This is a genomic window from Burkholderia sp. Leaf177, from assembly GCF_001424345.1.
Lineage (GTDB): Bacteria > Pseudomonadota > Gammaproteobacteria > Burkholderiales > Burkholderiaceae > Caballeronia.
Genome location: NZ_LMPF01000001.1, coordinates 683,517 through 706,865, shown reverse-complemented (window position 1 = coordinate 706,865; position 23,349 = coordinate 683,517). Strand labels below are relative to the sequence as shown.

General features: G+C 58.8%; 29 protein-coding genes and 1 tRNA gene. 11 read left to right on the top strand and 19 right to left on the bottom strand.

Translation table 11 applies throughout. The features are described 5' to 3' along the window. Positions 1-4 precede the first annotated feature (4 nt). Entirely contained in the window at positions 5-829 is an 825-nt protein-coding gene (locus ASG35_RS03205; protein WP_056352615.1) for a helix-turn-helix domain-containing protein, read from the top strand. 100 nt (positions 830-929) lie between these two features. Here ASG35_RS03205 and ASG35_RS03200 read toward each other — a convergent pair. The 7 genes from ASG35_RS03200 to cysS all read right to left on the bottom strand — a co-directional run bounded on the left by ASG35_RS03200 (position 930) and on the right by cysS (position 8,008). After that, positions 930-1,023, bottom strand: a tRNA-Ser gene (locus tag ASG35_RS03200). A gap of 185 nt (positions 1,024-1,208) precedes the next feature. After that, positions 1,209-2,459, bottom strand: a complete 1,251-nt coding sequence (locus tag ASG35_RS03195; RefSeq protein ID WP_056352614.1) for an aspartate kinase — start codon at positions 2,457-2,459, stop codon at positions 1,209-1,211. Positions 2,460-2,466: 7 nt separating this feature from the next. Further along, positions 2,467-2,853 carry a hypothetical protein gene (locus ASG35_RS31185; RefSeq protein ID WP_156392971.1) on the bottom strand — a complete coding sequence of 129 codons (387 nt, stop codon included), beginning with the start codon at positions 2,851-2,853 and terminating at the stop codon, positions 2,467-2,469. Further along, positions 2,850-4,292, bottom strand: a complete 1,443-nt coding sequence (gene tilS, locus ASG35_RS03190) for a tRNA lysidine(34) synthetase TilS (protein WP_056352612.1) — start codon at positions 4,290-4,292, stop codon at positions 2,850-2,852. The genes ASG35_RS31185 and tilS overlap by 4 nt, the downstream gene beginning before the upstream one ends. 40 nt (positions 4,293-4,332) lie before the next feature. Continuing rightward, a complete protein-coding gene (locus ASG35_RS03185; protein WP_056352611.1) occupies positions 4,333-5,304 on the bottom strand; it encodes an acetyl-CoA carboxylase carboxyltransferase subunit alpha in 972 nt (323 codons plus the stop codon). Between the two features lie 119 nt (positions 5,305-5,423). Then, a complete protein-coding gene (locus ASG35_RS03180) occupies positions 5,424-6,548 on the bottom strand; it encodes a DNA-3-methyladenine glycosylase family protein (protein ID WP_056352956.1) in 1,125 nt (374 codons plus the stop codon). 44 nt (positions 6,549-6,592) lie between these two features. After that, complete coding sequence (gene cysS, locus ASG35_RS03175; RefSeq protein WP_056352609.1) at positions 6,593-8,008, bottom strand: cysteine--tRNA ligase; 1,416 nt, start codon at positions 8,006-8,008, stop codon at positions 6,593-6,595. A gap of 435 nt (positions 8,009-8,443) precedes the next feature. Here cysS and ASG35_RS03170 point away from each other — a divergent pair, with 435 nt between their 5' ends. The 4 genes from ASG35_RS03170 (at position 8,444) to ASG35_RS03155 (ending at position 11,363) form a co-directional block, all read left to right on the top strand. Beyond that, complete coding sequence (locus ASG35_RS03170; protein ID WP_056352606.1) at positions 8,444-9,298, top strand: tetratricopeptide repeat protein; 855 nt, start codon at positions 8,444-8,446, stop codon at positions 9,296-9,298. An 88-nt stretch (positions 9,299-9,386) separates the two neighbouring features. Continuing rightward, entirely contained in the window at positions 9,387-9,968 is a 582-nt protein-coding gene (locus ASG35_RS03165; protein ID WP_056352954.1) for a peptidylprolyl isomerase, read from the top strand. A 76-nt stretch (positions 9,969-10,044) separates the two neighbouring features. Then, entirely contained in the window at positions 10,045-10,542 is a 498-nt protein-coding gene (locus ASG35_RS03160) for a peptidylprolyl isomerase (protein ID WP_056352604.1), read from the top strand. Further along, positions 10,539-11,363 (top strand): UDP-2,3-diacylglucosamine diphosphatase, encoded by an 825-nt coding sequence (locus ASG35_RS03155; protein ID WP_082508197.1) that lies wholly within the window; start codon positions 10,539-10,541, stop codon positions 11,361-11,363. Before ASG35_RS03160 ends, ASG35_RS03155 begins: the two co-directional genes overlap by 4 nt. Positions 11,364-11,380: 17 nt before the next feature. Here the strand turns inward: ASG35_RS03155 and cysE are convergent, their stop codons facing one another. Then, complete coding sequence (gene cysE / locus ASG35_RS03150) at positions 11,381-12,166, bottom strand: serine O-acetyltransferase (protein WP_056352602.1); 786 nt, start codon at positions 12,164-12,166, stop codon at positions 11,381-11,383. A 176-nt stretch (positions 12,167-12,342) separates the two neighbouring features. Then, positions 12,343-13,134: an RNA methyltransferase gene (locus tag ASG35_RS03145; protein WP_056352601.1), complete on the bottom strand. Its 792-nt coding sequence runs from the start codon at positions 13,132-13,134 to the stop codon at positions 12,343-12,345. Positions 13,135-13,445: 311 nt separating this feature from the next. Between ASG35_RS03145 and ASG35_RS03140 the strand changes: the two genes are divergently transcribed. From ASG35_RS03140 to ASG35_RS03125, 4 genes are all read left to right on the top strand, one after another. Continuing rightward, positions 13,446-14,246 carry an inositol monophosphatase family protein gene (locus tag ASG35_RS03140; protein WP_056352599.1) on the top strand — a complete coding sequence of 267 codons (801 nt, stop codon included), beginning with the start codon at positions 13,446-13,448 and terminating at the stop codon, positions 14,244-14,246. Between the two features lie 184 nt (positions 14,247-14,430). Then, a complete protein-coding gene (gene lplT / locus ASG35_RS03135; protein WP_056352597.1) occupies positions 14,431-15,729 on the top strand; it encodes a lysophospholipid transporter LplT in 1,299 nt (432 codons plus the stop codon). Between the two features lie 111 nt (positions 15,730-15,840). Beyond that, positions 15,841-16,209: a DUF883 family protein gene (locus ASG35_RS03130; protein ID WP_056352950.1), complete on the top strand. Its 369-nt coding sequence runs from the start codon at positions 15,841-15,843 to the stop codon at positions 16,207-16,209. Between the two features lie 639 nt (positions 16,210-16,848). Continuing rightward, positions 16,849-17,373 (top strand): hypothetical protein, encoded by a 525-nt coding sequence (locus tag ASG35_RS03125; protein ID WP_056352595.1) that lies wholly within the window; start codon positions 16,849-16,851, stop codon positions 17,371-17,373. A gap of 247 nt (positions 17,374-17,620) precedes the next feature. Here ASG35_RS03125 and ASG35_RS03115 read toward each other — a convergent pair whose 3' ends face one another. Continuing rightward, on the bottom strand, positions 17,621-17,869 hold the full coding sequence (locus ASG35_RS03115) for a hypothetical protein (RefSeq protein ID WP_056352591.1): 249 nt from the start codon (positions 17,867-17,869) through the stop codon (positions 17,621-17,623). A 269-nt stretch (positions 17,870-18,138) separates the two neighbouring features. Here ASG35_RS03115 and ASG35_RS03110 point away from each other — a divergent pair, with 269 nt between their 5' ends. Further along, the gene (locus ASG35_RS03110) at positions 18,139-18,489 is read left to right on the top strand and encodes a hypothetical protein (RefSeq protein ID WP_156392969.1); all 351 of its coding nucleotides are present in this window, start codon (positions 18,139-18,141) and stop codon (positions 18,487-18,489) included. A gap of 51 nt (positions 18,490-18,540) precedes the next feature. Beyond that, the gene (locus ASG35_RS03105) at positions 18,541-19,269 is read left to right on the top strand and encodes a hypothetical protein (RefSeq protein WP_056352587.1); all 729 of its coding nucleotides are present in this window, start codon (positions 18,541-18,543) and stop codon (positions 19,267-19,269) included. Positions 19,270-19,308: 39 nt separating this feature from the next. Here ASG35_RS03105 and ASG35_RS03100 read toward each other — a convergent pair whose 3' ends face one another. The 9 genes from ASG35_RS03100 to ASG35_RS03055 form a co-directional block, all read right to left on the bottom strand. Then, positions 19,309-19,575: a hypothetical protein gene (locus ASG35_RS03100; RefSeq protein ID WP_200945677.1), complete on the bottom strand. Its 267-nt coding sequence runs from the start codon at positions 19,573-19,575 to the stop codon at positions 19,309-19,311. A 111-nt stretch (positions 19,576-19,686) separates the two neighbouring features. Next, positions 19,687-20,040, bottom strand: a complete 354-nt coding sequence (locus ASG35_RS03095; protein ID WP_156392967.1) for a hypothetical protein — start codon at positions 20,038-20,040, stop codon at positions 19,687-19,689. Between the two features lie 36 nt (positions 20,041-20,076). After that, positions 20,077-20,328, bottom strand: coding sequence for a hypothetical protein (locus tag ASG35_RS03090; RefSeq protein ID WP_056352584.1), 252 nt, complete (start codon positions 20,326-20,328; stop codon positions 20,077-20,079). 546 nt (positions 20,329-20,874) lie between these two features. Further along, entirely contained in the window at positions 20,875-21,120 is a 246-nt protein-coding gene (locus ASG35_RS03080; protein ID WP_056352580.1) for a hypothetical protein, read from the bottom strand. Between the two features lie 110 nt (positions 21,121-21,230). Then, positions 21,231-21,635 (bottom strand): hypothetical protein, encoded by a 405-nt coding sequence (locus tag ASG35_RS03075; protein WP_056352578.1) that lies wholly within the window; start codon positions 21,633-21,635, stop codon positions 21,231-21,233. Further along, positions 21,632-22,075 carry a hypothetical protein gene (locus tag ASG35_RS03070; protein WP_056352576.1) on the bottom strand — a complete coding sequence of 148 codons (444 nt, stop codon included), beginning with the start codon at positions 22,073-22,075 and terminating at the stop codon, positions 21,632-21,634. Before ASG35_RS03070 ends, ASG35_RS03075 begins: the two co-directional genes overlap by 4 nt. Continuing rightward, positions 22,075-22,518: a Bbp16 family capsid cement protein gene (locus ASG35_RS03065; protein WP_056352574.1), complete on the bottom strand. Its 444-nt coding sequence runs from the start codon at positions 22,516-22,518 to the stop codon at positions 22,075-22,077. The genes ASG35_RS03070 and ASG35_RS03065 overlap by 1 nt, the downstream gene beginning before the upstream one ends. 98 nt (positions 22,519-22,616) lie before the next feature. Continuing rightward, the gene (locus ASG35_RS03060) at positions 22,617-22,943 is read right to left on the bottom strand and encodes a hypothetical protein (RefSeq protein WP_056352572.1); all 327 of its coding nucleotides are present in this window, start codon (positions 22,941-22,943) and stop codon (positions 22,617-22,619) included. Beyond that, entirely contained in the window at positions 22,940-23,335 is a 396-nt protein-coding gene (locus tag ASG35_RS03055) for a hypothetical protein (RefSeq protein ID WP_156392966.1), read from the bottom strand. The genes ASG35_RS03060 and ASG35_RS03055 overlap by 4 nt, the downstream gene beginning before the upstream one ends. Positions 23,336-23,349: the final 14 nt, after the last annotated feature.

The following is a 23,349-nucleotide window of genomic DNA, read 5'->3' as shown; positions in this document are numbered from 1 at the left end:
GAACATGAACATCGTGACCTCGACGAACATATCTACGACCGTATCCATTGGCGCGCTGATCAGGCATTGGCGCGAACGGCGGCGCATGAGTCAGCTTTTGTTAGCCAATGAAGCGGAAATTTCGAGCCGGCACCTGAGTTTCATCGAGACCGGGCGCGCCGCGCCGAGCCGCGCAATGGTGCTGCGTCTGGCCGAATACCTTCAGATTCCATTACGTGAACGCAATCAATTGCTCGCCGCCGCCGGTTACGCGCCGGTCTACCAGCAGCGCCCGCTGGACGATCAGTCGATGGCGCCCGCAAGGCTCGCCATCGAGCAAGTATTGAAGAGCCACGAGCCCTACCCGGCGCTTGCGATCGATCGGCACTGGAATCTGGTATCGGCGAACGCTGCTGTTGCGTCGCTTATCGCCGATGCCGGTCCGTATCCCGCGTTGCTCGAACAGCCTGTCAACGTGCTTCGCTTGAGTCTGCATCCACGCGGCCTGGCGTCGAAGATCGTGAATCTCGGGCAATGGCGAAAGCATTTGCTCGAAAGGCTCGATGGGCAGATACGTGCAAGTGGTGACGCGCAACTCATGGCGTTACGCGATGAGTTGGCAAGCTATCCGGGTGCTTCAAACGACGATCAGACAAACGAAGGCTCTTTCGCCATTCCTTTCGTGCTGAACACCACGGCTGGACGTTTGTCGTTTATCTCGACGACGCTCGTGTTTGGCACACCGGTCGATGTGACGTTGTCCGAGCTGGCCATCGAAATATTCTTCGCCGCCGATGAAGCGACGGCCGCAGGCGTTGAAACGTTAAGGCAAGCCTCGCACGGGCGATAAGCTCACCGTTAAGAACCTGACGGCACACGAAGCACAAAACCGGCGCATCAAAAACAAAACCCCGTAGATCGTTAGATCTACGGGGTTTTTGACCATCTTCTGGCGGAGACGGAGGGATTCGAACCCTCGATCCAGGTTTTAGCCCAGATGCTCCCTTAGCAGGGGAGTACCTTCAACCTCTCGGCCACGTCTCCTGCACTTTCTGCCGCGCGGGAGTCAGCGCGACGAAGCCAAGATGATAGCGGGTTAGCCGCTGCGGGTCAATTTCATGAGACAAAATTTTTCGTATCTGAGGGCGCAGTGACAGGCAACAGATCAAGCCTTGCAACGCCGACAAACACCCCGCTTTAACCCGCCGTTCAACCGCCAACAGGCAGGTTCACGCGCGATCGAGTTCAAACACCTTGTGCAACGCGCGCACCGCAAGCTCGGTGTATTTTTCGTCGATAAGCACCGAAATCTTGATTTCTGACGTCGAGATCATCTGGATATTGATGCCTTCTTCTGCCAGCGTACGGAACATCGTGCTGGCAATGCCTACGTGCGAACGCATACCTACGCCAACAACCGACACCTTTGAGACCTTGGGATCGCCACGAACCTGCTCGGCCTTCACGTGTTCCTTGACCTGATTCGTCAGGATATCCATGGCGCGCGCGTAATCGCCGCGACCGACCGTGAACGTGAAGTCGGTCTTGCCGTCCACGCTCGTGTTCTGGATGATCATGTCGATGTCGATGTTCGCATCCGCCACCGGCCCGAGAATCTGATACGCGATACCCGGCTTGTCGGGCACGCCCATCACGGCAATACGTGCTTCGTCGCGCTGGAACGCGATACCCGAGATAACAGCTTTTTCCATGGTCTCGTCTTCTTCAAAAGTAATCAGGGTGCCCGAGCACATTTCAATTTCAAGCGGAATCAAAGGGTCTGTCAGGCTCGACAACACACGCGTCTTCACCTGATATTTACCTGCAAATTCCACCGAACGGATCTGCAGCACCTTCGATCCGAGGCTCGCCATTTCAAGCATTTCCTCGAACGTCACACGATCCAGCCGGCGCGCTTCTTCCACCACGCGCGGGTCGGTTGTGTACACGCCGTCGACATCCGTATAGATCAGGCATTCATCGGCTTTCAATGCGGCCGCGATCGCCACCGCCGACGTATCCGAGCCGCCGCGTCCCAGCGTTGCGATATGGCCTTCCGGATCGACGCCCTGAAAACCCGTGATCACGACGACTTTGCCGGCGTCGAGATCGGCGAGCACCCGGGTGCCGTCGATGTCGCTAATGCGTGCTTTCGTGAACGCGCTATCGGTCTTGATCGGGACTTGCCAGCCCGCATAGCTGACCGCTTCGAGCCCTTCGGCTTGCAAGGCGATAGCCAGAAGGCCGACGCTAACCTGCTCGCCGGTGGAGGCGATCATGTCGAGTTCGCGCGGGTCGGGGTCAGGGGTGATTTCACGCGCGAGGCCGAGCAGGCGGTTCGTTTCGCCGGACATGGCCGACGGGACGACGACCATTTTGTGGCCTGCCTTATGCCATTTGGCGACGCGCCTGGCGACGTTCTTGATGCGCTCGACCGAGCCCATCGAAGTGCCGCCGTATTTATGTACGATGAGTGCCATTGTCGTTTTAAGCTGGAGGAAAAGCCGCGCTGCGCGCCGTGTAATGCGCCGCGTACCGCACGTGGTTCACGTATTGCAACAGATGCCGCCCCTGGAAATAAAGCCGGGCGGGACCTGAAAAGTGCGATCGACGACTTAAGCGTGACGACGAAACGCGATTGCCGCGCGCGCAAGGTTCGCTCACGCGCAAAATGCGATTCCAGCGGCCAAAAACGCGTCTTCTGGACGGAAAAGCTGCTTGAAAGGCGTTGCGGGAAACCGGTAAACGTACCCGATCAAAGCCTAAAACACAAGCTGGAACGGGCAAAGCGACATGGATTGGCGCTCTTTCAGCGTGCAAAAAGGCAAACTTTTTACCGATCTGTTTTTGCTTTTCGACTTCAAACCCAATCATGCAATCAACAGATCCGGCTGCCACACGATACGCCGCCGGTGACCGCTTTTATCGCCTAGTTGCTCGCACGCCCGGTTGATCCCGATCAGCGGCACGAACAACAGGGTATCGCCGGAAAAAAGCAGCGGCACGTCGCGTTTCCATCCCGGCACGCCCTGCTCCTGGAACAGATTTTTGAGCGTGCGGCTTGGTCCATCCGCCGAAACCCGCACGCGCTCGCCGCCCGCACGCGAACGCGCAACGAGCGGCTCGGAACGCAGCAAAGCCTCGGACACGGAGCTGGCCAAGTCGGGATCGTCCTCGGCCACCGGCGCGAACACGAAACTCCCGCGCCATTGCGGCAGACGCCAGACGCTTTCGCCGTCCCAGTTCAGCCTGCTGGCCGCACGTGGCGAAGCAGCGCCATTGTCGAGATCCGCAGGGTCGGCGCTTTCGCCCGTTTCCCAGAAAATGGAATCGCGATACACCCGCAAGCAATGCCCAGCATGATCGATGCGCAATGCATGGCCGTCGCGGGAGGCTGCAGCATCGCGAACTTGGCGCAGGATCTCACCAATCCGAGCAGCCGACGCCGCCTGCAACCCAAACGCGCGCATCCAGTAACGCAGCAGATTGATCGCGCGTTCGTCGTCGAGAGCGAGCAACGCCGGCAAACTCAACGCGTTGTCGTCGTCAGCGCGGGCAGCCGATTGCAAATCGATGCGCGCAAGATCATCCAGCAGCCGTTGCGCCGATGCCGCGTGCGATGCCGTGCGCGCAAGCGCATCGCGAAAGCCGGGAAAATGCACGGCGAGCGCCGGCAGGACATCGTGACGCAACGCGTTGCGGGCGTAACGTGTATCGGCATTGGATTCGTCGTCAATCCAGCGCAGGTCGCGTTCATGCGCGTAGTGCTCGAGCTGCGCTCTCAGCAAGTTCAGCAACGGACGCACACGCGGCACGGACAGTCCGTCGGCGCGTTGCGGCGCCATTGCCGCAAGGCCGGCCACGCCCGCGCCGCGCAGCAATTGCAGCAATACGGTTTCCGCCTGATCGTCGGCGTGATGCGCGAGCCACAACGTCGTGGCGCCATGCTCGGCGCATAAGGCATCGAGCGCCCTGTAACGCGCATCGCGCGCCGCCGCTTCGAGACTTTCGCCCCCTTCTCGCACCACATCGACCTGACGCGATGCAAACCGCACGCCCAATGCACGGGCGAACGCGTGGCAATGCGCGGCCCAGGCGTCGGCATTTGGACTCAGCCCGTGATGAATGTGCAACGCCACGATGTGCGATTGCCCCGCGCAACGCACGGCGGCATCGAGAAGCGTGGTGGAATCGAGACCGCCGCTGAACGCGACGGCGATGGGATTATTAGCGGACGCCGACACATTGGCTAGCGCCGCGCGAACTGCATCCGTTACAAGACGGCTGGCGGAAGTTTCAGTGTCGGAAGTCACGGGATCGCTTATCCGCAGAAGGTGAGCGAAGCGTGCACGCTCACGCTCCCGGCATGTTTTCCTTGAACTTGCCGTACGCCATCAGCTTGTCGAAACGACGGGCACGGACGTCGAGTGCGTTCATGCCGTGGAACTGACGCAGCGTGTCGGACAGCGCGCGGCGCAACAATGCAGCCATGCCCTTTGGATCACGATGCGCGCCGCCGAGCGGTTCGTTCACGATCTTGTCGATCAACCCAAGCGCCTTCAGCCGATGCGCGGTCAAACCGAGCGCCTCGGCAGCTTCCGGCGCCTTCGCCGCGCTCTTCCACAAAATGGACGCACAGCCTTCCGGAGAAATGACCGAGTACGTGGAAAATTGCAGCATCAGCACGCTGTCCGCAACCGCGATGGCGAGCGCACCGCCGGAGCCGCCTTCGCCAATGATGGTCGCAATGATCGGTGTCTTCAACTCGGCCATCACATACAGGTTGCGGCCGATCGCTTCCGACTGGCCGCGCTCTTCGGCGCCAATGCCGGGATACGCACCGGGTGTATCGATGAACGTGAAAATCGGCAAACCGAATTTTTCCGCGAGACGCATCAGGCGCTCGGCCTTTCGATACCCCTCCGGACGCGGCATGCCGAAATTGCGCGCCGCGCGTTCCTTCGTGTCACGTCCCTTTTGCTGGCCGATCACCATGCAAGCCTGACCGTTGAAACGCGCGAGGCCGCCAACAATGGCGAGGTCGTCAGCGTATGAGCGGTCGCCGTGCAGTTCGTGGAAGTCGGTAAAAAGTTCGTTCACATAGTCGAGCGTGTACGGACGCTGCGGATGACGCGCGATCTGCGAAACCTGCCACGGGGTCAGGTTGGCGTACAAGTCTTTCGTGAGCTGTTGGCTCTTCTTCGAAAGCCGCTCGATTTCTTCCGAAATATCGACAGCGGAATCGTCCTGAACAAAGCGCAATTCTTCGATCTTCGCTTCGAGTTCAGCGATCGGCTGTTCGAAATCCAGAAAAGTGGTCTTCATATGTTCGAATCCTAAAGCATCGGGCAGCGCGTATTCTAACCGCGCCGGCCTCACTAAATTTCGGGTCGAAACTATCGATTATACGTTATTGATAGTTACCCGACTCCGATCATACGCTTTTAGTGATCGGCGGGAACCGGATAAAGGCTGCGCCACATGTACCAGGTGGCGACCGTTCGCCATGGCTCCCAGTTGGCCGCGACTTCGCGTGCTTCGCTGCGTGTGACAGGTTCGCCGCTGAAATAATTGACGCTGATGGCCTGGATCAGGCCAAGGTCGTCGAGCGGCAGGACGTCCGGGCGCGACAGATTGAAGATCAGGAACATTTCCGCCGTCCACCGGCCGATGCCGCGGATCTGCGTCAATTCGGCGATCACGGCTTCGTCTTCCATCGACGTCCAGCTGTCCACGTGCAATGCACCCGAGACGAAATGCTGCGCGACATCGAGAATGTATTCGGACTTTCTCTTCGATAACCCGCACGACTGCAGCTTTGCTGGTCCGACCTTGATGAACTGCTGCGGCGCGAGCGTCGGGCACGCGCCTTCCACGCGCTTCCAGATAGCTTGCGCGGATGCCACCGAAATCTGCTGACCGACGACGGAACGCGCAAGCGTGGTGAACGGATCGTCACGATTCACGAGATGCACGGGACCGAACTTCGGAATCAGCTTCTTCAGGATCCGGTCGCGCTTGACGAGATCCGCGCAGGCCTTGTCCCAGTATTCAGGGCGCGCGGCTTCGGGCGATAGTCCTGGCGTCTGTACGGAAACAGTCTTCACGGGGACCGTCTTCACGGCGACCGCTTTCACGGGGACCGCTTTTTCCGGCGTTATCGCGCGTGATTTTCGAACGATTTCGCCTTCGGCCTGCGGGTCGCGTACGAGCGCTTGCGCGGCTCCGTCGGCGACATCGGCTTCAGTGGTTTTCACGTCGAGCAGTTTCGCGGCTTCGCCGTTCGCTTTCTTCAGCGACGCTTTCGCAGCACCCGCACGCACCGTCTTGCGTGCGCGCGTCGCGCCGTTCGCAGCTGGCGCATCGTCAAACGTTGCCCCGTTGACCAACCGCTTAGCCGATGCCGTCTTGCCCGAAGCGCCGTCGGCCGCGCCATTGAGCCTCTTCGCCAATGGCTTGGACGCCGCTGTCGATGCTTTCACATTTGCACGCCGCGTAACCGTCGTATCGGTCGCGGCTTTACTTCCGGACGCGGCTCGTTTAGCCGGCGTCTTTCTGGCCGTTGCCATCATGCCTCCTACCTGGTGAGTCGATCAGAAAATGCGAAGGACGTTCAGCTGCGACGCCATTCGGTCGACCCACCCGGTTTGTCTTCAAGTGCAATTCCGGCTTCGAGCAACTCAGCGCGAATCCGGTCTGCTTCGGCATAGTTCTTCGCTTGTTTCGCAGCAACGCGAGCAGCGATCTTCGTTTCGATATCAAGTGGCGTGAGGCCGGAAGCGCCCTCTTCGCCAATATTCCTGTTACTGCCCGGCGCGTCCTGCAGGAACGCGCGCGGCTCGCGCTGCAACAAACCCAGCACGCCGCCAAGCGACTTCAACTGCCGCGCGAGCACCGCGTCCTGCGAGCGATTCACTTCGCTCGCCAGTTCGAACAGCACGGCAACGGCGACGGGCGTATTGAAGTCGTCGTTCATGGCTGCCTGGAAACGTAACGCGTGCGCTTCGTTCCAGTCGAGCGGGTTCGTATCCGGGCTTACATCTTTCAACGCGGTGTAAAGGCGCGTGAGCGCCCCACGTGCGTCGTCTATATGAACGTCGCTGTAATTGAGCGGCGAACGATAGTGTGCCCGCGCAATAAAAAAGCGTACGACTTCCGCGTCGAATTTCTCGAGCACTTCGCGGATGGTGAAGAAGTTGCCAAGCGACTTCGACATCTTTTCACTGTCGATTTGCACGAAGCCGTTATGCATCCAGTAGTTCACGAACTGAACGCCGGTTGCCGCCTCGCTCTGCGCAATTTCATTCTCATGGTGCGGAAACTGCAGGTCCTGGCCGCCGCCATGAATGTCGAAACGGTCTCCGAGCAATGTGCAACCCATTGCCGAACATTCGATATGCCAGCCCGGCCGGCCGCGTCCCCACGCAGAGTCCCAGCCCGTGTCAGGCGGCTCGCCCTCTTTCGCGCGTTTCCACAATACGAAGTCGAGCGGGTCGAGCTTCGCGTCGTTGGACGCCACGCGTTCGCCCGCGCGCAGATCTTCAATCGATTTGCCCGACAGCTTGCCGTAGCCCTCGAACTTGCGCACGGCATAGTTTACGTCGCCATCGCTCGCCTGATACGCGTAACCGTTGTTCACGAGCGTCTGGATCATGCCGAGCATCTGCGGCACGAAATCGGTTGCGCGTGGCTCGCGGTCAGGACGCTCGACGCCGAGGGCATCGAGATCGTCATACATGGCCTGGATGAATCGCGTGGTCAGCGCCTTGATCGATTCGCCGTTTTCCACGGCGCGGCGAATGATCTTGTCGTCGATGTCCGTGATGTTGCGCACATATGTCACGTCATAGCCGATCGTGCGCAGCCACCGCTGCACGATGTCGAACACGATCATCATGCGTGCGTGCCCGACGTGACAGTAGTCGTACACCGTGATTCCGCAGACATACATGCGCACTTCTCCGTCACGGAGCGGCACAAAAAGTTGCTTGTCACGCGCGAGCGTGTTGTAGATGCGCAATGAGTTCATAAACGATGGTGCTTGGGGCCGGGACATCCGAGTGTTTCGATTGCTGGCCAAATGTGGCGAGCGTGCTGCGCGTTTTCTTGTTCGTGTCACACGTGGATTCTTTTACAAACCGTGCAACCTGCACATTGGCACAGAGATGATCATGCTACAGGTTGCTATCGACCGGCGACAAGAACTAGAACTAGAACGACAGCATGACCCGCAGCAACATAATGAAGAATGCATAACGGCGAGAGACATGTTCATCTATAACCGGTGCGATGGGAAACCGATGAGGATCCCTCGGAACAGGAGCGCAGCGCCGCGAAAACATGCGGGTCATGCGAATCAAAACGGAGGCGGCCGCGAGTGGCGTAAAGACTGTCCGGACGTTCGACGGAACGTTGCGGACGTTTTGTTAGAATGGGCCGGAGTATAACATTCAGAAACGAGCCTATGAAACCTACAAGCCGCCGCGTATCAAGCGTTGCCAAGCTCGCGGCGACCGCACTTGCAACTGCCGCATTCGGACTTGGCGCAACTTTGTGGCCGGCCTTGCCGGCGCTTGCACAAGTCTCCACAGCCACTGCCGACGACACACCCGCCATCGACTCCGCGATCTCGCAGAAGCAATGGCAAAGTGCGCTGATCCAGCTCGACGCACGTCTTGCAACCAATCCGCGCGACGTCCAGGCGAAGTTCAAGCGCGCCACCGTACTCGCCCGGCTGAATCGCGACGACGAAGCCATCACCGCGTTCACCGAACTCACGCAAGCGTATCCGGAGTTGCCCGAGCCGTATAACAATCTGGCCGCGCTTTACGCGAAGAAAGGCCGCTATGACGAAGCGCGCGTCGCGCTCGAAACCGCGACGAAGGCAAATCCAAGCTACGCGCTCGCGTACGAAAACCTCGGTGATTTGTATTTGCGGCTTGCGAGCGAATCGTATAAGCGCGCACAAACGCTCGGATCGAGAAGCCCGCTGACCGCGCAGCGCGTGAGCGATATCCAGAAGATCGTTTCACCGCCGCCACGCCGTCGTCCGGAAGCGGCGGCCGCCGCTGCTGCGGCTGCTGCTTCGGGTGCCTCGCACGTGCCGGCGGCTTCGTCTGCAACGTCGGCTTCCGCGCCTGTGGCCTCGTCGTCAGCGTCGTCTTCAACCTTGAACGGCACTGACTGGAACACGCCGAACTCGGGCACGACCGGCTCGTCTTCATCTTCCAGCGACATGTCCGCACCGCTTTATTCGCCATTCGGCGGACCCAGCGTACCGCTCTCGAACACGCCGTATTTCGCACCTTCCAAACCGTGATCCCGTTTCTACGGACATCAGACCGCGAAGGTCGGATGTCCGTTCAAACCATCACGAGATGCAGCTCCAACCAGAGGAACGATTGCTCATGAAAAGTTTGTTGTTGGCGCTCGGCAGCGCTGCACTCATCGCCCAGGCGCCTGCGTTTGCGCAGTCGTCGCAGACAGCCGCTCATCCGAACGTGCTGCTCAAGACGTCGCAAGGCGACATCAAGGTCGAACTGTATCCCGAGAAGGCGCCCAAAAGCGTCGCCAACTTTCTTGATTACGTGAAGTCCGGGCAGTACAACGGCACAATCTTTCATCGTGTGATTCCGGGCTTCATGATCCAGGGCGGCGGCTACACCACGAGCTTCGCTGAGAAGCCCACGCGTGCGCCCATTCCGCTTGAAAGCAAGAACGGCTTGAAGAACAGCACCGGCACCCTCGCGATGGCACGCACGAGCGATCCGAATTCGGCCACGTCGCAGTTCTTCATCAATACCGTCGATAACACCGGCCTCGATTACCCCAACGGCGACGGCAACGGTTATGCCGTTTTCGGCAAGGTCGTCTCGGGCATGGACGTCGTGAAGAAGATCGAAGCCACGCCCACCACCACACGCGGGCCGATGGGCGATGTGCCGCAATCGAACGTCGTAATCGAATCCGCGAGCGTAGTCGGGAAGTAAGAGATCCAAGCAGCAGGCATACGCCGTGCGCGTCGCGTAGTGCTCCATCCACTTTTGAAAAGGAAAGGAATTCATCATGGTCGAACTCCATACGAATCACGGCATCATCAAGATCGAACTGAATGCCGAGAAGGCGCCGAAGTCTGTCGAGAACTTCTTGAACTACGTGAAGAAGGGACACTACGACAACACCGTGTTCCATCGCGTAATCGACGGGTTCATGATCCAGGGCGGCGGCTTCGAACCGGGCATGAAGCAGAAGCCGACAGACGCACCCATCGACAACGAAGCGAACAATGGCCTGAAGAACGAAATTGGTTCGCTCGCCATGGCGCGCACGAACGATCCGCATTCGGCGACCGCGCAGTTCTTCATCAACGTGGGTGACAACGAGTTCCTGAATCACTCGGCGCCGACATCGCAAGGCTGGGGTTATGCCGTGTTCGGCAAGGTCGTGGACGGCATGGATATCGTCGACAAGATCCGCAAGGTGAAGACCGGCTCGAAGGGCTTTCACCAGGACGTGCCGGCCGATGACGTCGTGATCGAGAAGGCTGTTGTCGTCGGTGAATGACTGACTTGACTGACCTGACCGACCTGACATCAGGCGTCAATGATTCACTTGAAACAGCGGGCGCTGAAGCTGCAGCGCGCCCGCTGTTTTTCATTTCGGATCTCCATTTGAGCGATGCCATTCCAAAGACGGTGGCGGCGTTCGAGCATTTCATCGAAGTGACGGCCAACGAAGCCGACTCGGTGTTCATCCTTGGCGATCTATTTGAATTCTGGGTCGGCGACGACGTGCTCGAAGCCTCCGTGCAAGGCCCGCGCGCAACGTTCGTGCGACGCATGACGGACTTGATGCATACCTTGTCCGAGCGTGGAATCGGCTTGTATGTCATGCACGGGAATCGCGACTTCCTGCTCGGCAAGCGCTTCATGCGCGCGGCCGGCGCCATGCCCTTGCCTGATCCTTTCGTGATCACCGCGTTCGGCACGCGCATGGTGGTCGCTCATGGCGACGCGCTTTGCACCGACGATCCCGCTTATCAGCGCTTCCGGCGATTTGCGCGCAATCCGGTGGCGCAGCAAGTATTTCTGAGCTTGCCGCTGAAGCTGAGGTTATCGATTGCGGAACGCATGCGGTCGACGAGCGAAAACGGACGGGCGCGTCCTGTTCAAGCTAAATACGACGTGACGCGCGAAGCCGTCGCGCAACTCTTCGCCAGTACCGGCACGCACACCATGATCCACGGGCACACGCATTTGCCCGCGCGGCATCGGGAAAACGACGGCGTGCGGTGGGTCATGCCTGATTGGGAACTCGATCATGGCGAGCCGCGCGGCGGTTATCTGCGTGTGGATGCTGAAGGGATCCGGGCGCTGCCGCTATAGCGCAAGTCCTGGCAAATTCAGCGACGCGCCGCCTCGCCCTTCATCACATCTGAAAGATGCTTCAAGTCGATGAACGCGGCATTCTCCACGCCGCTGATGGCATCGATTCGCGTACCCAGTTTTTCCAGTGCCGCGACAATCTCGTCCACGCGCTGCGTCTGCGTAGACGCATGATCGATCAGGCCGTGAATCGCGAGGGAAACGGGATCATCGGCATTCGGCGTGATGCCGTAGGCGCAGAATGCGGAGCGCTCGGGCGAGCATTCTTTTTGCGCCGGTTTTGCCGTTGCCGGCATGACCACGCGCGCCGGATTGCCGACTGCCGTTCCACCTGCAGGAACGGATTTCACCACGACCGCGTTCGAACCGATCTTCGCATCCGCGCCGACCGTGAACGCGCCGAGCACTTTTGCGCCGGCGCCCACGATCACGCCACGCTCGAGTGTCGGATGCCGCTTCGCGCCGCGCGCGAGCGACGTGCCGCCGAGCGTCACGCCTTGATAAATCGTGCAGTCATCGCCGATAACCGCCGTTTCCCCGATCACCACGCCCATCCCGTGATCGATAAACACGCGCCGTCCAAGCGTCGCGCCCGGATGAATTTCAATCCCTGTCATGAACCGCGCCATCTGCGAGACGAAGCGTCCAAACCAGTGTCCACCCGCAACCCACGACGCATGCGCGATCCGGTGCAACACGATCGCGTGAAAGCCCGGATAACACGTCACGACTTCCCAGGCGCTGCGGGCGGCGGGATCGCGTTCGCGGATGGCGGCAATGTCTTCGCGAAGTCGGTTGAACATGGCGGTGGCTCGGTCGGTGATCTGCGGGGTTTATCGCGAATACGCGTGCCTCATGCCCTTACGGCTCAGATCGGGCTCAGCACGAATTCGGGAATCGATAGCTTGTTTTGTGCAGATTGTAGGACGAGCCGCGCGGAAACGCTTCGATGCCCCCGCTGGCAGAACGGTCTGCCTGGTCAGCGCCTGACCCGCAAAAGAATGTGCTTGGCGATCCCACGCAGGATATTCACTTCCTCGTGCTCCAGGCCCGAACGCGAAAACAGCCGCCTTAACCTCGACATCAGTTTCTTCGGATTGGCTGGATCGAGGAAATCGAGCGCAACGAGCGCCTGCTCCAGATGCGCGTACATTCCTTCGATTTCATCGCTTGGCGCGCTCGCGGTCGCGGAACTCGCTGTTGCATTAGCAGCGGTTTCGGAACGATCGAGCAACGCCAGCCGCAATTCGTAGGCTAAAACCTGAACCGCCTGCGCAAGATTGAGCGAGCTGTACGCGGGATTGGCGGGGATGTGCGCGATCGCGCTGCATCGCTCGACGTCCGCATTCGACAAACCCACGCGCTCGTTGCCGAACACCAGCGCAAGCGCGCCGCCGCCCTCGCCCTGCTCGCAGGCTTTTGCCACGGCGGCACGCGGTGGCATTTGCGGCGGCCCGTATTCGCGCGTGCGGGCCGTGAGCGCAATGGACCAATGAACGCCGCTGAGTGCATCGGCGAGTGTTTCGACAACTTGCGCCGATGCCAGCACGTCATCCGCGCCCGAGGCCATCGCGATGGCTTCCGGTTCACGCGTGACGAACGGGATTTTGGGCGCGACCACGATCAGGCGCGAAAATCCCATGGTCTTGAGCGCGCGCGCCGCCGCGCCGACGTTGCCCGGATGGCTTGGCTCGACGAGCACGAATCGAGTCGATGCAAACGCGTCGGCGGGTTGAGCGGCGGGTTGCGCCGGAGAAATGGTCGTGTTCAAGGGTGAACGCTTGCAAAAAGAGGTGAGAAACCGTCATGGTATCGCCAGACGCGGTTTTTTCGGGTTGCACGGCGGTAGAACGCTCGCGACCCGCGCACGGCCCGACTCGGGTAAAATGCCGGATTCGCGCGCGGCTTTTGCAGATTCAGCCAGTTCTGGCATCAGAAAAGGCCCGTGCATCGCTCTTCTTCAATTCGTTGCCGTCGACACATACGTCGATTTTGCCCGCCGGTCGGGGCACTTTCCGCTCGGGGTTTTCCAGCTTCATGCGCATAGCGTAAAGCGTTGCCGCCGGGCAAAGGACTCTATTCATGCATCCGATGCTCAATATTGCTGTCAAGGCTGCTCGCCGCGCCGGACAGATCATCAACCGCGCGTCGCTCGATCTGGACCGGATCCAGGTCAGCAAGAAGCAGCACAACGACTTCGTGACGGAAGTCGATAAAGCCTCGGAAGCCGCGATCATCGAAACGCTGACGACCGCTTACCCGAAGCATTCCATTCTTGCCGAGGAATCGGGCGAGACGGACAAGGAATCCGAGTTCCAGTGGATCATCGATCCGCTCGACGGCACGACCAACTTCATCCACGGCTTCCAGTATTACTGCGTGTCCATCGCGCTTGCCCACAAGGGCATCATCACGCAGGCCGTGGTCTACGATCCCACCCGCAACGACCTCTTCACCGCTTCGCGCGGTTCGGGCGCTTATCTGAACGAGCGGCGCATTCGCGTGGGCAAGCTGGATCGTCTCGGCGATGCACTCGTTGGCACCGGTTTCCCATTTCGCGAAGGCGACGGCCTTGAAGCCTACGGCAAGCTCTTCACGCAGATGACCGAAGCGTGCGCCGGTTTGCGTCGCCCGGGCGCGGCGGCGCTCGATCTGGCCAACGTGGCCGCGGGTCGCCTCGATGCGTTTTTCGAGCAGGGCATCAAGGCGTGGGACGTAGCAGCGGGCAGCCTGCTGATCACGGAAGCGGGCGGACTGGTTGGCAACTACACGGGCGAATCGGATTTCCTGCACAAGAGCGAGATCGTCGCGGCGAACCCGAAGGTGTACGCGCAAATGATCAAGATACTCGATCCCTTCACGACCACGCGCGCGAGCGCATAACGGTTGAAGAAAAGGCGGCTGCGGCCGCCTTTTTCGATGGAGCACGCGGATTGAATCGAATCCGCGCGAGAAGTCTTGCACCAGTTCGACGGCGTTTATGCACGTGGCGCGCGCCTCCGCTACAGTGTCCCGTCCGGCCGCTCGCGGCACTTCCTTACCTTCTTGCTGCCGCCCTGCCCGTCACATGAAAAAAGGCTTTTACACGATCATCGCCGCGCAATTCGTGTCGTCGCTAGCCGACAATGCGCTGCTGATTGCCGCCATCGCGATGCTCTCGGTGATGCACTCCGCGTCCTGGGTGACACCGCTGCTGCAGATTTTCTTCACGATCTCATACGTGCTGCTCGCTCCATTTGTCGGTGCATTCGCGGATTCCATGCAGAAGCGCCACGTGATGTTCATCTCCAACGCGCTCAAGGCCGGCGGCTGCGCGCTGATGATCCTGGGCGTGCATCCGATGATCGCTTATGGCGTCGTCGGTCTGGGCGCCGCTGCGTATTCGCCGGCCAAATACGGCATTCTCACCGAGCTGTTGCCGCCTGAAAAACTGATTCCAGCGAACGCATGGCTCGAGTCGGCGACTGTCGGCTCGACCATTCTCGGCACGGTGATAGGCGGCGCGCTGGTCAGCCAGTACGTCGAACATTTCGTGAGCGCGGCGCACCTCGTCCTGATTCGATCGGCCGCCGACGCTGCCATGTTCGCGGTCATGGTCGTGTACGCCGCGGCGGCCCTCATCAATATCGGCATTCCCGATACCGGCGCGCGTTACAAGAACCGTCTGAAGGAACCTTCAAAGCTCATCGGCGATTTCAAGCACGCGTTCAAGGTCTTGTGGGCAGACAAGCTTGCGCAGATTGCGTTGTGGGTGACCACGCTGCTGTGGGGCGCGGCGGTCACGTTGCAATTGCTGGTTCTCAAATGGGCCGATGCCAACCTCGGCCTGTCGCTCTCGAAAGCAGCGGTGCTGCAAGGTGTGACCGGTCTCGGCATTGCGATAGGCGCCAGTGCGGCAGCCGCGTGGGTGCCGTTGCGCAGCTCGCTCAAGGTCCTGCCCGTGGGATTGATTACGGGCGCCGTCGCCATTTGCATGGCGTTCTACAACAAGGACCTGTTTCCGGCGGGTTCCGGCGTGCACCTCGGGCCGCTGTTCGTGCCGCTTTATATCCTCGGCGCTTATCCGCTGATGATCGTGCTCGGCGCGTTGTCGGGATTTTTCATCGTACCGATGAACGCAATCCTGCAGCATCGCGGCGCGACGTTGCTGTCGGCGGGCGCGTCAATAGCGGTACAGAACTTCAACCAGAACCTGGCGGTTTTATCGATGCTAGGCGCCTATGCGCTCCTGCTTACGACCAAACTGCCGGTGGAATGGATCATCGTGGTATTCGGCGTGTTTATTTGCCTGATGATGGCCCTGGCAATGCGACGCCATGCCCGCAATGAGCGCACCGTGGACCTTGGCGCGCTGGTGGAAGAGTGATAAAACGCAGGGTGCGGGAACGGTATTTGCTACAAACTCTATTCGATCGAGAGCCGCGTGGCGTCAATGCGCGGATCGAAACCAACCAGGGACACGTCAAAGGAGCTGCAAATGGGTCTGTTTTCACGTTCTACACTCGATAGCAACATCAATGACGCCGCCAAAGTCGGCCAACGTGCCGTGCGTGGTGCAAGCGATGTGGTCGATTCGGCCAGCACGCAATTGCGCGGATTGCTCGACGAGCTCGACAGTTCGATTCGCGACGCGAAAGACGTCAATGTGGATCAGTTGCGCAAGGATTTGCAGGCCAAGCTGAAGTCCGCGCGTTCGCAGTTCGACGGCTCGTCCTCGGCAATTGCGGATCGCTTCAACGACGCCGCCGGTTACGCCGACGAATTCGTCCACGACAAGCCGTGGCACACGCTCGGCGCTGTCGCGGGCCTCGCCTTGCTGGTCGGTTTCCTGGCAGGACGTTCGTAAAAGCGCCAGCCTGACCAATGCAAAAACGCCGGCTTGCCGGCGTTTTTGCGTAAACGGTTGAAGGTGCAGATGGAGCTCAGTTCGAAGCTTCGGGTTAGCCATCCGGCCGAGGGTTCGTCATGTCCCCGACGCGGTACACTCGTGCCCTTAGACATTCGCAAAATCCAAGCAATCACGATGGGCACTCACACCTCCGCGTCTCCCTCCGTTTCTCCCTCCGCACACGAGCTGCCGCGCGTCCCTTCCGCTGCGCCGGCCGATCTGTCGCATCACACGCCCATGATGCATCGGGGCTAGATGCTTACTGAGTGGTTCTTTCACGACAGGTAACGGGTCGACCTATACTTGTGCTTACACTAGCTATATATCAACCAATTTCGTTTAGCAGTATTTGGTAGGATGATGACTCGCATCTCCCAATCAAAACAAACAACACGCTGAGAAACGAATGGCTGACAAAAAATCCAATCCCACTAATCCATCCAACCCCATCCACCCTGGCAAGACAAACGACTCAAACCCGTTTCCGCGAGACCGGGGGCACGAGAAATCGATCAAGAACGATCGCAGCGGTCGATACGATCAGCCCACCGTGAAAGACACACTGCCCCCACCCGACCCCGACCGGAAAAACAAGTGATGGATGCGGACGCCGCGCTTCGGAAGAATTGGCATGCCATGTTGTTTGGCATCCGCCGTTCCATTCGGTATCACCAACGGCGACGCGCCTTTTACGACAGGCTCGATCAAATTAGCAACGCTTTGTCGCTTATCTTAGGCTCCGCAGCGATATACGGAGTGCTAGATAAAGACGCCCACGCGGTTGCCATTGCAGCGTCAATGTTAGTGACCGTGATAAGCGCGGTTAATCTCATTTTGGCGTCGAGCCAGCGAGCCCGTGGGCACTTTGATCTAGCGCGTCGATTCAGCGATCTTGAGCGCCAGATGTTAGGCGCCCCCGTCGAAAGTACGCTGCTGGCCGCCCATGCCGAGCGGTTGGTCATTGAGTCCGACGAGCCGCCAAAACTCAGCGTGCTCGACTGTATTTGCCACAACGAACTGATGCGGGCCGAAGGCTATAAGACGGAGGATTTGGCGAAGATAACTTGGTGGCAGCGGCTTTTCGCCCCGTTCGTTGACATTCGCGAAGACCTGATTCACTAGCAACGAAGCTCCGATTCCTGGATCTCAATCGAAACACAATTCAAAATCCCGCTTGCCGCCAGCGGCAACAGCGAGTCCGTTTTTCTTCGCGCTCAATGCTTCGAACGTGGCCCAGGTGACGATCAACCGGCCGCCTGCTAGCTGACCGTCCCCGGTTCCACCGCAAACGTATGTTTGAACCAGGCCATTTGCGTTGCATTTCACTTTTTGCCGGCGATAAGTTCAACATTTATAGTTTGAAGCCTGCTCAAACGAGCGAGCGGCCAGGTTCTTGGTAAGCCACCACTTCGCCCACAATGATGTCGGCAAGCCAACGGCGCACGGCTGAGTTGGCAGCGATTACGTGTTGTTGGTCTGCGTATTCGATCATGACCCATGGGCTTTGCTTGTTGCAAAGGCGGTCGATAATCAACGTGTCGCCGACATGAAACGGCGCCCCTTCAACCGGTGCTGCAACTTGGACAAAGAGTTTTTGCGCGACGGCTGCTGCGTTCATGATGAATCTCCATATGCGTTAAGCGCGCCCGCTGGCAAACGGTTGCGCGGTGCTAAAACAAAATATAAGAGCTTAGGATTCCTAATAGCGCGCGAATTACAAAGACAAGATAGCCAGGGACCTCTCGCCCTAGAAGATCATTCGTCGCTAGCACGTCGACCGAACGATGAGGTCGTGGTGCTTGCGTCGACGTTGAAGGATACGAGAGAGGCTAAACAAATGCAATACAAATATCGTTTAAAATCAATTGTTTAGCGTTACCGAACACGATGTTCAGTGACTCCGAACATTGCTGGCCGCCAGATAGGGGCTGGCTTTCTGCCCTGCTCCCTGACTTTACAACGCCAACGACGCGTCAATTGCGCGAGCTATGGCGCGAATATCCTGACGATGAAATGGTTCACAACGCCTGTTTAGAGATCGAACGGATGCGCCAGGTATTCAAGGAAATCGAGGCCTATCGCGTCGTGGTCGAACGCTGCTGGTTTCAAGAGACGCGCGCCAAGCTGGTCGGGCTTGAGAAAATGCGGACGATGATTGAGGGCGAACGATCGCGGCTTGGAATCAGCCGCGACGAGATTCCTTCTGCGCCGGCAGATGCGGGAAAGCGGTATCCCTAAACGTCGGCAGTAACCATACAATGTGCCCTTTGCAATCTCACGTGCAACGCCATGGCCTTAGACCCGCAAGCGCTTTACATCTTAATCGGGCGACACCTCGAAAAGATACCGCGGCTTGACGATCACGCGCTCGGTATGAATCCGGACGTGTTGTCGTGGCTCGGAAAAGCCGAAGCATACGTAAAGGAAACGGGTGATTTCCCGCTCATTGCGGCGATGCAAATTCAAATGACGCGCATTAACACGTCTCACCGAGTATGGGCCGCGCGCGACATTCTCGGAATTTTGCACCGAGCGCTGGCCCTGACCGAGCTGGCAGCGCCGCCAGCAGTGGCCGGATCGTTCATCGCCGTAGGCGCAGAGTTCGATGCGTTTGCTGCCGTCGACAAGGTCATGAAGCGCGCAAAGAAATTGATCCTCGTCGTTGATCCATACCTTGACGAGACGATTCTTACCTCGTTCGGCGCATTGCCTATCGAGGGAGTTAGACTTTGCTTGTTGACTTCGAAAGCAAAGCAAACCGCCGCGCTCTTGCCGGCTGCGAACGCTTGGCGCGCTCAGTGGGGTAACCAACGACCGGTTGAGCTTCGATGGGCGCCGTCTGGCTCGTTGCACGACCGGGCGTTCTTTATTGACTCAACCGAAGCTTGGGCCGTTACTCAATCCTTTAAGAATTTTGCAGAGCGATCCCCGGGCGAAATCTATCGGACAGACAGCACAGCAGGTATGAAAATCCCGGCATACGAAGCGCTGTGGGCGCGCGCAGACATCGCCGCATAGCCGTCTACTTGCGCCCAAACGCTAAGTGGTTCGCTGCATTTAATATCCCGGGCTCTTATGCCCGACCTGGCCAGTGTACGGGTTGACGTTGCCCTGCGATGAATAGTTGTTATACGGGTTGCTGTCGGCTTCGGTGCGATGATACGGCTCGACATAGGTCCCGTTGCTGCGTGAGTAGCCATTCACCTGTTGGTCGTTGCCGTACATGCCCGAACCGCTCGGCTGCGCGCGTTGATTGTTGTACAACTGCGCGAACGCAGGCGCTGAGGCGATAACCAAGGACACTAAAAGCAGAACTTTTTTCATTGTTGTCTCCGATGCATGAAGCGTCGCAACCTGGACGCTCCATGCATAACGGCAGAATACAAAGAAACTCAAGTGAAATCACAATGTTGGAGCAAATCAAAACCGCTGCGATCACTGCTGCACTGCTGCGTCAAGCACGTATTCTTGCACTGTCGTCCAGCGATCATTGTCGGCTTTTTCACGCCTCGCGCTTGAATGCGTCAAGCCGAGCGCCGAGCGGTTTTTCATAACAAAGCGCCCGATCTTCGCGGTGTATGCGGTGCTAGCCGGTACCCCAACTTGGGAAAGAAATAGCCCGCACACGCCTCTGATGATAAAGCCGCTCGTGCAGGTTGTTTGTCCCTCGCGCCTGCAAGCGTCTATAAGCGGTTTGACATCCTTGAGCTCGCACGTGGTTTTCGTCACAACGTCCTTCGCTCCATCATCAGCATTTCCAGCTCTTGAAAACATCAGATTTTCACTCACGGCATTCCCCTTATCAATTCACCATCCACTGGTTAATTAAAAGAACCGAATCATTAACTTTGCGAGCACGAACTCGATGATCGCCATTAGCAACCCGGTTCCTATTCCGCTGGTTACCAGCAGGAACGTACGGTTAAAAGGCAGCGAAACATCGGTGTTCGACGAAAGCGCCCGTGATCTCCGCAAGGACTGCGTTTCTTCGAACAGCGCTTTAGCGATGGCGTCCGCCGCGGCCACCGAAAGCCCGGCCGCACGAAGCTTCATCGAAAGTTCCAGTGTGTCGATCATGACCGGTACCGTACAGAAGATCACAGTCCTTTAGCCCGACGCCAAAGCGCACGGCGTTTCGCAGCACCAACGAGAGAAATCCCCATTTCGAGCGCAATCTTGCTGTCGGTCTCTCCGCTGTTAAGCCTTCTGAGGACTTCGGCGACGCCGCGTTCGTTCAGAGGGCCACCTGGCCTGGTTCGATAGCTCGCAACGTCCCCGACAGTCCCCCGATCCGGGCTCTGCGCGATCAGGCCATCAACCATGCTTAATGCGCGAGACAGCATCGCGCGGACTTCATTGAGCTGCCCAAGGTCTTTGTTCATGTGGTTAAAAGGTTATGTCGATAAGGTTGTATACTTAACGGGCTAGATGACTTTGTCAACTGATTTCGGTGCAAGCGCGCGCAAATGCAGCGAGTGTGCGGTTCGCAGAGCGCCCGACTTCTGTACGAGGCAAGCAAAAGATAACGCCCACCTAAGTGGGCGCTATCCCCGCAGCGGCGCGGGCGTTACCGCAGCGTATCGCGGATTGTCGCCCGCGAATTCAATCCAACACCTAGCGGCTTCAGTCGCGCGGTGCTTCCCTGACTGTCTTCCATCGAGCCGGCGCCTGGTTCCGCCGGGTGTGATTGCAGATGCCGAACACTGCGGCATTGCTGATCTCGAAGATCTCCGCAATTTTTCGATACGGTAAGCGGTCCTGTTCTCGCATCTGCCGGATCAGCTCGACGTCGCGATTGGTGAGCTTGGCGCGCTGGTGGTCTTCCCCAATGCGCCACCCCCGGTCGTTAACAGCGATCAATCTCGGCATGGCTCACCTCGTTCACTGTTGCATGTGCTGCGCAGCTATCGGTATGTGACGCTTAGCCGCGTTGCCTTTCGTGTTCGGTACTTCGGCGACATATATCGGCGCCGATACTGCTACATCAAATCGTGACCTTCTTGCGGCTCAAACCAGAAGCTGACGACCGGTACGTCGTCGCCCTCGTCGTAATAAAAATCGGCCCTGCCTCCGCCTGGGGGGCGAATCCGATTCGCCCACTTCAATGCGCATCGAACCAGATCATCGCCCGTTGCGCGAAGCAGCGTTTCAAGTGCGTCATAGCGCAAAAGGTGTTTGCCGTCATGCCTAGCATCTGTGTACGGCCAATAACCGTGACGCGAATCCGATGGGGTGATCGGGCTGTCATACGAGCGGTCGTATTCCAGTCCGTATGAAAACGCGAATTCGACAACTTCTGCGCGTTCTTTCGCCGTCATTTCTCCGGCCGGAGTATGCGAATCGTGACGCGCTTCCAAGGCTTCAAGGCGAGCGAGCAGGTTCACAGCAAATCACTCCCTTCCGCCGATGCTGGCTTCGTCGGACCGCCTTCGAGCGCGGCAAGGCGTCGATTGAACTCGTCCATCTCGTTCGCGCGCAACACGCCCGCAATGCCGCCGAGCACGGCCGCGCCGTCTTCGGTGGTTACTTCGCCGCGTGAGATCGCATCCATCACTGCATGCGCTTTGTCCGTGAAGGTCTCCGCCGCGAACAGGCCTGGAATCACCACGGCGTCGCGGCTTGCTTTCGGCGCTGGGAACAGGCGTTCTATTACCAGCTTGAGCGCTATCGGCTCGCCGGCAAGAGCCTGCTTCTTAAGGACTTCGGCGTAAAGGTTCAGGTCCAGCTCAAGCAAGTCGCGCAAGCGCTTCGCAGACAGCGGTTTGCCGCCTGCGTTGCCCGATGCACCCGGCTTGAAGTGTCCAAGTTCGTTCCGGTCAGCCATCAGAGCACCGCATATCCACTGCCGAAATCGGTCGGCTTCATCACCGTGTCGATATCTTCGGCAAGGCCCGCGAGGATCGAGCCACTGGTCATGGTGCCAACGACGGTGTATTTGAGCCCAAGATACTTGCGCAACTTCTGTGGGGGCACATGCACGCCGAGCGCTAACGACCCGGCGGCCAACGCCACAGTAGCGATTGCGGTCGTCTGAAAATGCGTGACGACATTCGTTGTCAAGGCGGCGTCATCGGCCGATACAACGGCAATCTGCAACGATGTGCCGCCGGCAAACGCCTGAAGCACACGAGCAAAGACGCCGATCGGTTGCGCTACCATCGCAGTTGGCAGCACCTGGTTGCCCAAGTTGTCGATAACGTTCGTCGAGTTCGCACTAGTCGTGATTAGCTGCGAGTCGGAGAAAAGATTCTGCTGGTCGATAACCATGATTTTCCTTTTGTTACGCCGCCCTGCTGTCGGCGTTTGACGCTTATCTGACAACGTTGGGCGAGCTCGTTCACTGACGCCTACATCGGCGCCGATACCTACTGCCCAAGCAACGAGTTCGAACCGAGCAGGCCACCGGGGCCGCCAAGGTTGAGTGCTGAATTAGCGACGCCGCCGCTGCCGGTGAGCAACGTGGATGCGGGGCCGCTGTTCACGCCAGCCGATGCGGGTGTGCCGCCAGCGTTAAGCCCGCTCGTGTCGGCGGGTGTCGCCTTCTGCGCGGTACCGGTGGCTTGCGCGAGTTGTGCGGCTTTGTCAGCCTGCTGGCCTTGCGCGATGCTGTTCATGTGCGCAGTAATGGCGGTGCCGGCCGCCCCGACGCCGGCCGCGATTAAACCTGCAGTGGCTGCAGTGATTCCACTCATGCTTTTTCCCCTGTGATTAAGACGTGACCCGCTGAATTCATAAGAAGATGCGGTTCGCTGGTGAATTCGTATTCGGCTTCGTCAACTGAATGCGCGGCGCTCGGCAGCACCATCGTCATTTGCGTTTCGGTGTGCGTGCGAAATAACTGCTTGCGCCCGGCGCTGCCTGGCAAAACGTTAAAACCGGTGAGCCGTACCGAATCAGCGCCGGTGAAAACTGTGACATCGCCGTGGATAATGAGCACCGTTGCGACTTTAAGCACCACGCCCGACACCACTGTGTCGGCTGGTATGCGCGCGGTTCTCGCGTACATACCGCCGTGGATCAGGTGATCGATGTCGACATTGGTCTGCGGCAACGCTCGCAGGCTTGCGTCGATGTCACGCAACACGGCAAGCGTTTCCG